Origin of the sequence: Actimicrobium antarcticum (assembly GCF_039536745.1) — a bacterium.
Classification (GTDB): domain Bacteria; phylum Pseudomonadota; class Gammaproteobacteria; order Burkholderiales; family Burkholderiaceae_D; genus Actimicrobium; species Actimicrobium antarcticum.
Map to the genome: position 1 here is coordinate 1 of NZ_BAAAZE010000010.1, position 13,270 is coordinate 13,270.

The following is a 13,270-nucleotide window of genomic DNA, read 5'->3' on the forward strand; positions in this document are numbered from 1 at the left end:
CTAACCACACCACTTCGACCAACCTCGCCGACCGTGCCGCGTTTCGCGCTTCAGACAAAGCGTTTTGTTTGTCCGCGCTTCGGAATCGCTGAAGCAGGAGGCGAACTATAGCGACTCCCCATCGTATTCGCAAGTGATTCCACACAAAAATATCAACGAACATCGAACACGTTACCCTGCTCCCAGTCCACGAACGAATTACAGCAATTGAAACCAGCCCAGCACTGCGCCAAGTGCCAGCAACCATAGCAAATGCACTCTCGTGCGCCAGATCATTACGCCGCAGAATCCGCTCAACAACCAGAGCTTCCAATCCGCAGCCTGATCGCCGTTATTGCTGGCCAAAATCCATCCGGTAGAAATCAGCAAGGCAATCACAATCGGTGCCATCCCCAACTTGAACGCGCGCACCGCCCGTAACTGGCGATTTCGATGACCCCATTGCGCGGCCAGATATGTGATCGTTGTACTCGGCAACATAATGCCGACCATGGTCACTGCAACACCCGCGACGGCGGCAAAAAGACTTCCCGTATTGAGTCCCACATTCCAGCCCATCAACGCAACAAACAGGACATTGGGTCCGGGTGCTGCCTGTGCAATCGCGATAGAGGCATTGAACTGCGCCGGTGTAAGCCAGTGATGTTGTTCGACCAGATAGCGATGCATCTCTGCAGTAGTAGAGATGGCACCACCGATGGACATCATCGACAACAATAAATACTGGCCAAACAGCCCGCACCAATCGCTAACGCTTAGTACTAGCGGCAACGAATCGTTCATGCGGAAAGCTTCCGGTATGTCAGAACACACGCCACGCTACCCAAGACCAGCAGCACGTAACCTAGCGGCCAGCTCAACAACGTAATCAGAATGCAGCCAAGAACACAAAAGAAGGCTGCGAGAGGCATCGATAACGGATGCGTTTTCAAGGTCCCGGCAAGTTTGAATCCAGTCGCTGCGATCAACCCTGCAGATACGGCAGACATCCCCCGTAATGCACCCGCAACACCGGGATGATTCGCATAGCGTGCGTGCACCAGCGCCAGAACCAGAACGACTATGAGCGGAACGACCAGCATGCCAGCCAGTGCAGTGATGGCACCGCGCAAACCGAAGTAACGTCCGCCGATCATCAGCGCAAGGTTGACCACATTCGGACCGGGCATGATCTGCGCCACCGCCCACTCTTCAACAAATTCTTCCTGAGTCATCCAGCGCTTTTTTTCAACCAGTTCACGTTGAACAATCGCCAGTACCCCGCCGAATCCTTGCAATGCCAGGAGCGTGAATGAAATAAAAAGGTCGGTCAACGAGTTCGGGCGCGGACGGTCTTGCAATGGAATCGGAGTCATCCCGCAATTCTAGTTGAACTATTTCCGTTAATCATCGATTCAACCGGTTAAAAACCGGACGTTGCTCGTCGCATGGAACTCATGCAGATCAGAATAAAAGAAACACGCAGGCAACGCTGCAGCACTTTGATGCAATTGCCATCCGTTTGCCACGACATTGTCAGCCAACAAAATGCAGAACGCTCCGACTCTGCATGAACGTTTATCGTGATTGGCACCTGAACCCGGACAACGCAACCCTTTGCAGGTAAACTCGAAAGGAGTGTCGACTTTAGCTAGCAATGTCTTCCCCCTCACAAGCAACACGACGACAATGCACTTCCCCGAAAAAATTCGAAAGAGTAGCCATGATCGATCCTGTTGACGGACTAACCCGACCGTTGCCTGTGCATTCGGAGAGCCCGATCCGACAGCATTTTGTTTCGGCCGATAGCCGGCATACCGCGCTCTTGACGCGGGACCTGTTCGGTGACTGGATAGTCATGCAAGCCTGGAGTAGCAAACGCAATCGACGTGGCGGAGGCAAAACGCACGCTGTCGACAACTTCGATGCAGGCCTCGCAGCACTTGCCTCAATCGCAAAGATACGGCGTCAGCGTGGTTACCAGCTAGTCGACTAGGCATTCATCTCGCAGTCATCACATCTGATGGTTAAATGGCACGATACGCGGTAACTGGTATCGAAGTCCCTTTGCGCTTCTCTGAAATTCTCGAACAGCCACCGTATTCATCACCGCATTTTCTCGCTGACTTTCCGGACAAAACTTTTCCGGGTTAGTCGCAACCGAAGCAAATTGCATTATTCTTGGGGTCTCCTTTTTTCTGGCAAATATGATGACGAATACACAATGGGCGTTCACACAGGAAGTGCATCCTAATCCCACATCGATCGATGCAATCGCGGCGCATCTGGAGAACCCGGGATTCGGCCGCATATTTACCGACCACATGGTCACGGCCCGCTGGACCGAAGAACGCGGTTGGCACGATGCAAAGGTTGAATTTAGAAAGCCATTCCAGCTCGACCCGGCCTGCGCAGTACTGCATTACGCGCAAGAGATTTTCGAGGGCATGAAAGCCTATCGCGGCGCAGGCGATAGCGTCCTGTTATTTCGTCCGACAGAAAACGCGCGCCGCTTCCAGCGCTCCGCAGAACGCATGGCCATGGCACCCGTTCCGGAGGCGCTGTTCATCAAGGCCGTCGAAGCACTTGTCAGCGCCGACAAGCGATGGATACCTGATGGCGATGGCAGCCTCTACCTGCGCCCATTCATGTTTGCATCCGAAACCTTCCTGGGCGTGCGCCCATCGAAGGAATACATTTTTTGCGTCATCGCTTGCCCAGTCGGCCCTTACTTCAAAAATGGCAACTCGGCGGTCACGGTCTGGGTATCGGATGAATACACCCGCGCCGCGCCAGGCGGCACAGGCGCGGCCAAATGTGGTGGTAACTATGCTGCCAGTTTGCTCGCGCAAGCGCAGGCAGCGGAGCATGGTTGCGATCAGGTCGTCTTCCTCGATGCGGTAGAACATCGCTGGGTTGAAGAACTGGGCGGCATGAATATTTTCTTCAGCATGGCGGACGGCACCTTGGTAACACCGCCGCTCAATGGCAACATCTTGCCCGGCATTACACGCGCCTCGGTGATTGATCTCGCCAGGAACGAAGGCATCACCGTCGAAGAACGCCCATACAGTTTCGATCAATGGTGTGCGGATGTCGCCAGCGGCCACCTTCGCGAAGTCTTTGCCTGCGGTACGGCAGCCGTGATCGCTGGCGTGGGCCGCATCCGTCATGTCGGCGGCGAGCTGGTCATTGGCGATGGCACTGTCGGACCAGTGACCGAACGGATTCGCGATCTGCTCACCGGCATCCAGCGTGGCCGGATCGACGACCCGCTATCGTGGGTACATCACGCAGGTTGACCGCAATGAGCAGATCCGAAGGGCCGCACGCATCGGGGCGGCCCCACTCCTCGCTGGAAGATATTTATGCACTGATTGTCGGCTTGACGTTCATCGTCATCGGCCTCGTCCTGCTGAAAACTGCTGGCCTGGTAACAGGTGGCATTGCCGGAATCGCGCTGCTGGTGTCGTACGTACTACCCCTGCCGGTCGGTGTCATCTTCACGCTGATCAATGTGCCCTTCTTTATATTTGCTTACTTTGCGATGGGCCGGCAATTTGCCTTGCGCACCATCGCAGTCAATCTGGGCGTAACCGGCTTGTTGTCGGTCATCCCGACGGCAATGCGCTTCGAATTCGTGCACCCGGCCTTCGCGGCGCTGGCAGGCGGAACGCTATGCGGGATGGGCGTGCTCGCCCTCGCCCGTCATGGTGCCGGTGTGGGTGGAACCGGCGTGGTCACGTTGTGGCTGCAAAAAAAGCGCGGTCTCAATGCCGGTCGTAGCCAGATCATGATTGATGTCGCCATTTTGCTGGTGTCGTTTTCGGTCATTGCCCCTGACCGGCTGGCGTGGTCAGCGCTCAGCGCCCTGTCCATGAGCTGCATGGTCATCGCCTGGCATCGGCCGGGCAGATACATCGGGTATTAGCTATCAAGATGGTTCCGGCATGACCCGGGCCATCATTCCTGGATACGGCGCAGCGTCCCGATTTTGCCGTTGGTGATGTAATTGGGTTGGTACGTCGTTGCCAGATAATCCCTGAACAACCGATCCTCGATCATGTAACCGACTTTCGGCGGGTTGCACAAAATGCCTGCCTTGCGCATGCGATCGAGCGCAGCCCGCACTTTTGCCAGCGTGGCATTGACGGCGGGAATGGTGGAGAGCGCCATGATCGTGTCTTTTCCCATCGGTGCAATGCCATGGGCGAGGATGACCAGCACCGCCTGTTCCAGCGGCTGCAAGGCATCGAACACGCCTTGCCAGGCCGGGACATTGCGATCATCTTTCATGAATTTTTCCAGTGCCAGTCGCACATCGGTCTGCCCTTCGGCTGACATTTCCTTGACGATATCCTTCATCAGCGCCGGTTTGAACCCGATGTGTTCGAACACCCTTTGCAACGCAACGACGTCCAGCCTTTTGCGTGGATGAACCTCGCTGAAATGCGCCGCCAGCCGCTCCAGAAACTCGATCTCCAGAAACGGAAACGTCAGCAACTGCGCAAACTGATACATCGGACCGCCGGCTGACATCATCATTTCCCCGAGTGCTTCCTGCGACGAACCCGTGAAGACCGCAAACACCTTTTTTTTATGCTTTTGCAAGACCGCACGGATCGAGGCAATCACGGCATCGCCACCGGCCGAGTGTGCCAGTGCCTGAATTTCATCGAGCATCAGCAATACCGGTTTACCGGCATCGTTGGCCAACCGTGCAATCAATGTATCCATGCGCAATTCCGGTTTATCGGGCAAGTCACGACGGGTTGGCGTTCTGCCAAGCCCCAGACTCGCACCCAAAACACCGACCTTGCGCACCGGCGTTTTCACCATCCTACCCAGTACCGAATGCGGCACATTCACATCGTCCAGCGCCTCTTCCAGTGCTTGGTTGATGGCGTCGAGCGGCGCCGTTCGGTTGAGCCAGAGATCGGCATAGACAGGAAGAAAACCGGCTTTTTCGGCTGCAGGCGACAAGTCACCATCAAGAAAATAGGTCTTGCCAACACGGCGCGGCGCGAACAAGGCAATTGGCCGGCCCGGCTGCGCGGTCAGCAACGCAAGATACGATGTCGCCAGTTCAGGGCGCAGGATTTGAATGCTGTCGAAGGTCTTCATCGGCCCATTGTTATTCATTGTCATGAAAATCGCAATTGCTAACTCTGCGACAATTGACAGCAACGATCAGTTTTTTGACCTGTCACAAGGGCTAGTCGACTATGCTGGCTTTCAGCTGGCTAACCGACAATGGCACGCAGAAAAAATCATGCCGATCCCAAACCGATCGTGTCTGGCAAATCCTGCGATCCGATTCTTCTGGAGCACTCCCATGCTTGAACTGATCCTGCGCAATTGCACCCTGGCCGATGGCCGCACCGGTATCGACATCGGCATCGAAGCAGGCCGCATCGTCGCTGTCGCGCCGCAACTGGTCGCCACCGCGGGCGAGACCATCGACGCCGCCGGCCAGCTGGTCAGCGCGCCGTTTGTGGATGCGCACTTCCATATGGACTCGACGTTGTCCTACGGCCTGCCCCGGGTCAACCAGTCCGGCACCCTGCTCGACGGCATCGCGCTCTGGGGCGAACTCAAACCACTGCTGACGCAGGAAGCGCTGGTCGAACGCGCCCTGTCGTATTGCGACTGGGCTGTCGCCAAGGGATTGCTGGCAATCCGTTCGCATGTCGATGTCTGCGATCCGCGCTTGCTGGCGGTCGATGCGTTGCTGCATGTGCGCGACAAGGTCAAGCCCTATCTCGATCTGCAACTGGTCGCCTTTCCGCAAGATGGCCTGCTGCGTGCACCCGGCGCACTCGCCAACCTGACGCGGGCGCTCGACAAAGGTGTGGAGGTGGTCGGCGGGATTCCGCACTTCGAACGGACCATGGCCGACGGCACCGAATCGGTGCGCATCCTGTGCGAACTGGCAGCCGAACGCGGCCTGCGGGTGGACATGCATTGCGACGAATCGGACGACCCGCTGTCGCGCCATATCGAAACACTGGCGTTCCACGCGCAGCGACTCGGATTGCAAGGCCGCGTCACCGGCTCCCACCTGACCTCGATGCATTCGATGGACAACTATTACGTGTCTAAGCTCATCCCGCTGATTCGCGATGCCGGCGTCGCGGCGATTGCCAATCCGCTCATCAACATCACGCTGCAAGGTCGCCACGACAGTTATCCGAAACGACGCGGCATGACCCGCGTACCCGAACTGATGGCCGCCGGCGTCGCGGTGGCTTTCGGCCACGATTGCGTCATGGACCCGTGGTACCCGATGGGCAGCGGCGACATGCTGGAAGTCGCGCAGATGGGATTGCATGTGGCGCAGATGACCGGGCAAGATGCGATGCGCGCCTGTTTCGACGCCGTCACTGTTACGCCAGCGGCGATACTCGGGCTGGAAGGCTACGGCATTGCGGTTGGCTGCAAAGCCGATATGGTGCTGTTGCAGGCGCACGATACCGTTGAGGCAATTCGATTGCGTGCAACACGATTGTGCGTGATTCGTGCCGGCAAAGTGATCTCACGCACGCCGCAGGCCACGGCGATACTGACGCTGCCCGGTCGGCCTGCAGCCGTAAGCTGGATGGCGCGCAGTGGCGATTAAACGTGCATACATAACATGCAGCCACCACTCTGCACCACTCCACCCGGATCACCCATGAACGATGACGCACCAGACACCCAATACAAAACCTTGCGCGGCCTCACGCGGGGCCTCGATCTGTTACGTGTCCTGAACGCGGTCGAACATGGTCGCGCCAGCATCGCCGACCTCAGCAGCGGCACCGGCCTGCATCGCGCCACCGTGCGCCGATTGCTGGAAACCTTCATTGCCGATGGCTATGTCAGACGCAGCGAATCGGATGACCGCTACCAGTTGACGTTAAAGGTGCGTGAACTCAGCGAAGGCTTCACCGACGTTGAATGGATCTCGAAAATCTCGACACCGATCATGGGCGAACTGATGCAGAAGGTGGTCTGGCCATCCGACCTGAGCACGCTGTCCGGCGACGCCATGATCATCCGCGAAACCACCCATCGCTTTAGCCCACTGTCGTTTCATCGGTCGATGGTGGGAAGACGCTTGCCGATATTGCTGACCGCTTCCGGCCGCGCCTATTTTGCGTTTTGTGGTGACGACGAGCGCGAACAGATCGTGCAGATGCTGCGCTCGCAGGACGATGAGCAAGGGCGGCTGGCCGCAGATGCACGGTTCACCGCCAATCTGGTCAAGCGCGTGCGGGCGGATGGATTTTCATCCAACGAAGGCGACTGGGCCACGGAAAAAAAGGTCGGCGCGATTGCACTTCCGGTCATCAGCCAGGGACGCGTCGTTGCCTGTCTCAATATCATCTATCTGTCGCGCGCACTCAGCACCAAGGACGCAGTCAGGAAGTACGGTAGTGCGCTGCAGGAAGCCGTCACCAAGATCACCAACCAGATGGATGCCAGTCAACACGACTGAACAGCGCCACCTTCGCAACCAGCTCTCCCCTGCACGACATGTGCACCTGGTGAACATTTGAGATTCAGTTTTGTCGGCGTGATGCCAGTTGCCTATTCTCCGATGCATGACGAACCAGGAGACAAACAACATGCATACCGAACAACCATACCGCAGCATCTGGGCCGACTTGCGCGGCGTCTCGTTTTCACAAGGCTGGATCGACGCGAAGGGCATCAACACCCGCTACCTCCACGCCGGTAACAAAGACAACCCGCCTTTGATCCTGCTGCATGGCGTTGGCGGTCACGCCGAAGCGTACACACGCAACCTCAAGGCGCACAGCGAGCACTTCTCGACCTGGGCCATCGACATGATCGGCCACGGCTGGACCGACAAGGCCACCTGCGACCTGGAAATCAAACACTACATCGATCACCTGCTGCGCTTCATGGATGCGGCCGGCATCGAGAAGGCCAGCATCAGTGGCGAATCGCTCGGCGGCTGGGTCGCGGCGCGTTTTGCCATCGACTATCCGGATCGTATCGATCGCCTGGTGCTCAACACCGCCGGCGGCTCGCAAGCCGATCCGGTCGTGATGGAGCGCCTGAAAACACTCTCCCTGCGCGCTGCCGCCGATCCGTCATGGGACTTCATCAAGGCACGGGTCGAATGGCTGATGGCCGACAAATCAAAGGCGTACGACGACCTGGTGGCGACACGTCAGGCGATCTACAGCCAGCCAGGCATGGCCGCATCGATGAAGCACAACATGATTCTGCAAGAGATGGAAGTCCGTCAGCGCAACATCCTGCTGGCCGACGATTACGGCCGCATCAAGGCACCGACGCTGGTGATCTGGACCTCGGACGATCCGACTGCCGATGTCAGCGAAGGTCGCCGCATGGCATCGATGATTCCCGGTGCACTGTTCACCGTGATGGATGGCTGCGGTCATTGGCCGCAGTTCGAAGATGCGCCGCTGTTCAACGAGATGCACCTGAATTTCTTGCTGGGCAAGCCGGTGAGCCAGGCAGCACTGGTGACAGCGTAACGCCATTGGCGCGGGCGGCGCCGGGATGACGTTTGATCCCGGCCGCTGCATTCCCCACTCCACGCCGGACATTCCGGTAATCAGTCACGAGCCCACAGAGAGTTCCATGGACACCCGTACCTCACAATTCGACCTGCGTTGCGATGTCGTCATCGTCGGCGCCGGACCGGTTGGTCTGCTGACCGCCAACTACCTTGGTGCACAAGGCATCAACGTTATCGTCATTGACGGCGGTAGCGCACTGATCGACTATCCGCGCGGCGTTGGCATGGACGATGAATGCCTGCGCTCCTTCCAGGCCGTCGGCCTGTCCGATGCCGTACTGCCGCACACCACGTCGTTCCACTGGATGCGTTTTGTGACCGGTTCGGGTCGCTGCTTTGCCTCGATCGAACCGCGCACCGATGAATTCGGCTGGCCGCGCCGCAATGCCTTCATCCAGCCATTGGCCGACCGCGTCCTGCTGGACGGTCTTGCACGCTATCCGCATGTCAGCGTGCGGTTTTCGCATACATTGGAAAGCTTCACGCAAGATGCCAACAGCGTCACCTTGCGCGTCAAGACGCCCGACGGCGATACCCGCATCAGCGCACGCTATCTGGTCGGCGCCGACGGTGGTCGCAGCACGGTGCGCAAAGTGCTGGACATTCCATTTGAAGGCAAGACCGACGCCAACCGCTGGGTCGTGATCGATCTGCGCAATGATCCGCTCGGCACGCCCAACGCCTACATGCATTGCGATCCCGCGCGTCCGTATGTCTCGATCGCGCTGCCGCACGGCATCCGCCGCTTCGAATTCATGCTGTTCCCGGGCGAAGCCGAAGGCGATGTCGTCTCACCAGAGACACTGCGCCTGATGCTCAGCCGCGTGCTGCCCGACCCGGACCGCATCGACATGATCCGCGCACGGGTCTATACCCACAACGGTCGGCTGGCAGCGCGCTTCCGCCAGGACCGCGCCATCCTGGCTGGCGATGCGGCCCACATCATGCCGGTCTGGCAGGGTCAGGGTTACAACAGCGGCATGCGCGACGCCACCAATCTGGGCTGGAAACTCGCCATGGTAATCAATGGCCTGGCCGACGATGCCTTGCTCGATACCTACGGCGAGGAGCGCCGCGAACACGCCGCCGCGATGATTGCGCTGTCGCAAACCGCCGGCAAGATTTTTTCGCCGACCAACCGGGCGGTCGCTGCATTGCGCGATGGCGTGACCTGGCTGCTCAATTACATCCCGCCCGTGAAGCGCTATTTTGTCGAAATGCGCTTCAAACCGATGCCGCGTTATCGCTCGGGAGCGCTGGTGTATCCAGCGGGTGTAGATACCGCATCACCGGTCGGGCGGATGTTCATCCAGCCGCGCGTCACTACTGACATCGTTGCGCTGCCGGTCAAGCTCGACGAGGTTCTCGGCACATCGTTCGCCATCGTTTGCTGGGGCAATGATCCGACCTACTGGATGTCTGCAGAGACCCGGCAACTGTGGCAACGACTCGGCACCCGGATCATCTCGGTACGCCCGAACACGCAACTGGCCCACGAACTCGCGCGCCAGCCGGAAGGCGTGACGATCGTCGCCGATACCGATGGCCGCCTCAAGGAATGGTTCGGCAACCACAGTGCATCCGTGGTGTTCCTGCGGCCCGATCGATTTGTCGCCGGAATGTGCCTGCCCCAGCAAATCGATGCGATGTCGCTCAGCCTGGAACAGGCACTGCACGTCACCGACCAACCCGCCCACCAAGGAGCCCTCGATGACGCAAGCCATGCTGCAATGCCTGTCGCACTCGCCGCTAATGGGGCTGGTTGATCCGCTTCCGGAGACAGTCCAGGCGGCGACCAAGGCGATCGGTAACTTGCGCGATGCCTTGCAGCGCTTCGATCCGGAAGTCATTTTTCTGTTTGCGCCCGACCACTACAACGGCTTTTTTTATGACCTGATGCCGCCGTTCTGCATCGGTGTCGTCGCCGATTCGATCGGGGATTTCGGCTCGTTGTCGGGACCGCTGGATGTACCTGCCGACCTTGCGCTTGCGTGTGCCTGTGCCGTCCTCGACAGCGATATCGATTGCGCGGTGTCGTACCGGATGCAGGTCGACCACGGCTTTGCCCAGCCGCTGGAAATGCTGGCCGGCGCGCTGGAACGCTATCCGGTGGTGCCGATCTTCATCAACTCGGTAGCACCGCCAATGCCGGCTTTCCGACGGGCGCGTTTGCTGGGCGATGCGGTCGGTCGCTATGCCGCGACGTTGAACAAGCGCGTGCTGTTCATGGCCTCGGGTGGCTTGTCGCATAACCCGCCGGTGCCGTTGCTGGCGGGTGCGTCGGCAGAAGTGGCCGAGCGCCTGATCGCGGGTCGCCAGCCGAGCGCCGATGCGCGTGCAGCGCGGCAGCAACGCACCATCGATGCGGCACGGGCCTTTGCCGCTGGCACCTCGACACTGCATCCGCTGAACCCGGAATGGGATCGTGAATTCCTGGCCACGCTGTGTGCGCGTGACCTGGTTTCTCTCGACAAGATCAGCAACGACGCCATTACCGAAGCTGCCGGTGCCTCGGCCCACGAGGTCAAGTCCTGGGTTGCCGCCAACGCGGCGATGGCCGCCGCCACCGGCAATCGCTACACCGTGCAGGCCGGATATTACGAACCGATTCCGGAGTGGATTGCCGGGTTTGCGACGCTGCAGGGGCAGGCGGATGAGGTCATCACAAAGAATTAACGCAGTCATGATTTACCAAAGCGCATCACCAAAACTAAAACCAGGAGACACCACATGAAACCCATCATCACCGTCATCGCCGCCGCTACCGTCGGTTTGTTTGCCCAGGCAGCCCAAGCCGATATCAACATCGGCGTCGTCGCCTCTTTCACCGGACCCGCCGCCGCACTGGGCAGCGACATCAAGCGCGCAGTGGCCCTGATGCCGACCAGCATCGGCAGCGAAAAGATCAATTACATCCTGCTCGACGATGCCACCGACCCGACTACCGCCGTCAAGAACACGCGCAAGCTGGTTTCCGAAGACAAGGTCGACGCCATCATCGGACCGAATACCAATCCGAACGCCGCCGCCATGACCGTCGTGATCCACGATGGCAAAACGCCGATGATCGTGATCACGCCTTACGACCCGCCGGAAGACAAGCGCAGCTGGGTATTCCAGTCGGTACAAAGCGCCAGCCTGATGGTGCAGCGCCTGGTCGATGACATGGTCGAGCGCAACGTCAAGACCGTCGGCTTCATCGGATTTGCCGATGGCTGGGGTGAGTTGCTGTCAGCCGAACTGGAAAAATCCGCGCAGGCTGCCGGCATCAAGGTCGTTGCCAGCGAGCGTTACAAGCGTCCGGACACCAGCGTCACCGGTCAGATCCTGAAGCTGGTCTCGGCCAAGCCGGACGTCGTCTTCGTCGGCGCGTCCGGTGCACCAGCAGCACTGCCGCAAATCGAACTGCGCCAGCGCGGCTACACCGGAAAAATCTACCAATCGCACGGTGTCACCAGCAAGGATTTCTTGCGCATCGGCGGCAAGAGTGTCGAAGGCGCGCTGATCCCGGTCGGCCCGACACTGGTGGCGGAACAATTGCCCGATAGCGTGCCAAGCAAAAAAGTCGGTGTCAGCTTCAATGCCGCCTACGAAAAAATGTACGGCGCCGATTCGCGCTCGACCTTCGCCGGCTCGACCTGGGATGCCTGGCTGTTGCTCAGCAATGCGATACCGGCATCCCTGAAGACGGCCAAGCCAGGCACCGAGGCATTCCGCCAGGCGCTGCGCGACAACCTGGAACGCACCAAGGACATGGTCGGCGTCAACGGCGTCTACAACATGACGGCGAAAGACCACATGGGTCTGGACCAGCGTGGCCGCGTGCTGATCGAAGTGAAAAACGCGCATTGGTCCTACGTCAAATAAACCGCCGGTCACGCCACGCGGCGTGACCGGAAGACACCTCACGGAGAACACCAGCATGAACCAACAAAAACTTGCGCAGATTGCGCACCTGCTCCAGGTCGCCGGCGAAACACGGGCGCCCTGCTCGCCCGTGCGCGAGATGATCTTCGGCGAGGCCGCCAGCATGGACCCGGTGGCCGCCGCCTACACCATCCAGCAGATCAATACCGACCGCCGGCTGGCGGCAGGACGCCGCCTGATCGGTCGCAAGATTGGTCTGACATCGCTGGCCGTGCAGCGCCAGCTGGGGGTGGATTCACCCGACTTCGGCATGCTGTTCGATGACATGGCCATCGGCGATGGTGAAGAGATCCTGATGTCGCGCACGCTGCAACCCAAAGCGGAGGCAGAAATCGCCCTCGTGCTGGGACGCGATCTGCTGCATGACACGCACAGTTTTGCAGACATTATTTCGGCCACCGAATACGCCTTGCCTGCCATCGAAATCGTTGGCAGCCGGATCGACAACTGGGACATCAAGCTGGTCGACACGATTGCCGACAACGCCTCCAGCGGCCTGTTCGTGCTGGGCTCGCGGCCGGTCAAGCTGGCCGATATCGATCTGGTCGGTTGCGCGATGACCATGGAACGCGATGGCCAGATCGTGTCGTCCGGTTCGGGTGCAGCGTGCCTTGGCAATCCGCTCAATGCCGCCGTGTGGCTGGCCAACATGATGGTCAAGGTCGGTTCGCCGCTGCGCGCCGGCGACGTGGTGATGACCGGGGCACTCGGCCCCATGGTCGTGGTCAATCCGGGCGACCGGTTTTGTGCCCGCATCGACGGTCTCGGTGAAGTGCGCGCCGTGTTTTCGAACTAGAACGACAGGAA

General features: G+C 59.2%; 13 protein-coding genes. 10 read left to right on the plus strand and 3 right to left on the minus strand.

All coding sequences use genetic code 11. The features are described from left to right. Positions 1 to 198: 198 nt before the first annotated feature. Positions 199 to 783 (minus strand): chromate transporter, encoded by a 585-nt coding sequence (locus ABD720_RS13005; protein WP_344763764.1) that lies wholly within the window; start codon positions 781 to 783, stop codon positions 199 to 201. Beyond that, the gene (locus tag ABD720_RS13010; RefSeq protein ID WP_344763765.1) at positions 780 to 1,355 is read right to left on the minus strand and encodes a chromate transporter; all 576 of its coding nucleotides are present in this window, start codon (positions 1,353 to 1,355) and stop codon (positions 780 to 782) included. Before ABD720_RS13010 ends, ABD720_RS13005 begins: the two co-directional genes overlap by 4 nt. Before the next feature lie 347 nt (positions 1,356 to 1,702). On the opposite strand from ABD720_RS13010, the gene ABD720_RS13015 reads away from it, so the two are divergent. From ABD720_RS13015 to ABD720_RS13025, 3 genes are all read left to right on the plus strand, one after another. Next, complete coding sequence (locus tag ABD720_RS13015) at positions 1,703 to 1,975, plus strand: hypothetical protein (protein ID WP_344763766.1); 273 nt, start codon at positions 1,703 to 1,705, stop codon at positions 1,973 to 1,975. Between the two features lie 211 nt (positions 1,976 to 2,186). Next, complete coding sequence (locus tag ABD720_RS13020; protein WP_344763767.1) at positions 2,187 to 3,281, plus strand: branched-chain amino acid aminotransferase; 1,095 nt, start codon at positions 2,187 to 2,189, stop codon at positions 3,279 to 3,281. Positions 3,282 to 3,286: 5 nt separating this feature from the next. After that, on the plus strand, positions 3,287 to 3,910 hold the full coding sequence (locus tag ABD720_RS13025; RefSeq protein WP_344763768.1) for a DUF6198 family protein: 624 nt from the start codon (positions 3,287 to 3,289) through the stop codon (positions 3,908 to 3,910). A 32-nt stretch (positions 3,911 to 3,942) separates the two neighbouring features. Here the strand turns inward: ABD720_RS13025 and ABD720_RS13030 are convergent, their stop codons facing one another. After that, on the minus strand, positions 3,943 to 5,127 hold the full coding sequence (locus ABD720_RS13030; protein ID WP_344763769.1) for an ATP-binding protein: 1,185 nt from the start codon (positions 5,125 to 5,127) through the stop codon (positions 3,943 to 3,945). Positions 5,128 to 5,314: 187 nt separating this feature from the next. Here ABD720_RS13030 and ABD720_RS13035 point away from each other — a divergent pair, with 187 nt between their 5' ends. The 7 genes from ABD720_RS13035 to ABD720_RS13065 all read left to right on the plus strand — a co-directional run bounded on the left by ABD720_RS13035 (position 5,315) and on the right by ABD720_RS13065 (position 13,259). Continuing rightward, positions 5,315 to 6,598, plus strand: a complete 1,284-nt coding sequence (locus ABD720_RS13035; RefSeq protein WP_344763770.1) for an amidohydrolase family protein — start codon at positions 5,315 to 5,317, stop codon at positions 6,596 to 6,598. 54 nt (positions 6,599 to 6,652) lie between these two features. Continuing rightward, complete coding sequence (locus tag ABD720_RS13040; protein ID WP_344763771.1) at positions 6,653 to 7,459, plus strand: DNA-binding transcriptional regulator; 807 nt, start codon at positions 6,653 to 6,655, stop codon at positions 7,457 to 7,459. A 130-nt stretch (positions 7,460 to 7,589) separates the two neighbouring features. Further along, positions 7,590 to 8,492: an alpha/beta fold hydrolase gene (locus tag ABD720_RS13045; RefSeq protein WP_344763772.1), complete on the plus strand. Its 903-nt coding sequence runs from the start codon at positions 7,590 to 7,592 to the stop codon at positions 8,490 to 8,492. A gap of 106 nt (positions 8,493 to 8,598) precedes the next feature. Further along, on the plus strand, positions 8,599 to 10,302 hold the full coding sequence (locus ABD720_RS13050) for a bifunctional 3-(3-hydroxy-phenyl)propionate/3-hydroxycinnamic acid hydroxylase (protein WP_344763773.1): 1,704 nt from the start codon (positions 8,599 to 8,601) through the stop codon (positions 10,300 to 10,302). Next, positions 10,247 to 11,212 (plus strand): 3-carboxyethylcatechol 2,3-dioxygenase, encoded by a 966-nt coding sequence (locus tag ABD720_RS13055; RefSeq protein ID WP_344763774.1) that lies wholly within the window; start codon positions 10,247 to 10,249, stop codon positions 11,210 to 11,212. The genes ABD720_RS13050 and ABD720_RS13055 overlap by 56 nt, the downstream gene beginning before the upstream one ends. Before the next feature lie 54 nt (positions 11,213 to 11,266). Next, a complete protein-coding gene (locus tag ABD720_RS13060; protein WP_344763775.1) occupies positions 11,267 to 12,403 on the plus strand; it encodes an ABC transporter substrate-binding protein in 1,137 nt (378 codons plus the stop codon). 55 nt (positions 12,404 to 12,458) lie between these two features. Further along, on the plus strand, positions 12,459 to 13,259 hold the full coding sequence (locus tag ABD720_RS13065) for a fumarylacetoacetate hydrolase family protein (protein ID WP_344763776.1): 801 nt from the start codon (positions 12,459 to 12,461) through the stop codon (positions 13,257 to 13,259). Positions 13,260 to 13,270: the final 11 nt, after the last annotated feature.

Excerpts from the sequence above, each read along its gene's own strand:
- ABD720_RS13065 (WP_344763776.1), top strand. The coding sequence starts at position 12,459 with ATGAACCAACAAAAACTTGCGCAGATTGCGCACCTGCTCCAGGTCGCC.
- ABD720_RS13060 (WP_344763775.1), top strand. The coding sequence starts at position 11,267 with ATGAAACCCATCATCACCGTCATCGCCGCCGCTACCGTCGGTTTGTTT.
- ABD720_RS13020 (WP_344763767.1), top strand. The coding sequence starts at position 2,187 with ATGATGACGAATACACAATGGGCGTTCACACAGGAAGTGCATCCTAAT.
- ABD720_RS13015 (WP_344763766.1), top strand. The coding sequence starts at position 1,703 with ATGATCGATCCTGTTGACGGACTAACCCGACCGTTGCCTGTGCATTCG.
- ABD720_RS13010 (WP_344763765.1), bottom strand. The coding sequence starts at position 1,355 with ATGACTCCGATTCCATTGCAAGACCGTCCGCGCCCGAACTCGTTGACC.
- ABD720_RS13050 (WP_344763773.1), top strand. The coding sequence starts at position 8,599 with ATGGACACCCGTACCTCACAATTCGACCTGCGTTGCGATGTCGTCATC.
- ABD720_RS13025 (WP_344763768.1), top strand. The coding sequence starts at position 3,287 with ATGAGCAGATCCGAAGGGCCGCACGCATCGGGGCGGCCCCACTCCTCG.
- ABD720_RS13030 (WP_344763769.1), bottom strand. The coding sequence starts at position 5,127 with ATGACAATGAATAACAATGGGCCGATGAAGACCTTCGACAGCATTCAA.
- ABD720_RS13045 (WP_344763772.1), top strand. The coding sequence starts at position 7,590 with ATGCATACCGAACAACCATACCGCAGCATCTGGGCCGACTTGCGCGGC.
- ABD720_RS13035 (WP_344763770.1), top strand. The coding sequence starts at position 5,315 with ATGCTTGAACTGATCCTGCGCAATTGCACCCTGGCCGATGGCCGCACC.
- ABD720_RS13005 (WP_344763764.1), bottom strand. The coding sequence starts at position 783 with ATGAACGATTCGTTGCCGCTAGTACTAAGCGTTAGCGATTGGTGCGGG.
- ABD720_RS13055 (WP_344763774.1), top strand. The coding sequence starts at position 10,247 with ATGACGCAAGCCATGCTGCAATGCCTGTCGCACTCGCCGCTAATGGGG.
- ABD720_RS13040 (WP_344763771.1), top strand. The coding sequence starts at position 6,653 with ATGAACGATGACGCACCAGACACCCAATACAAAACCTTGCGCGGCCTC.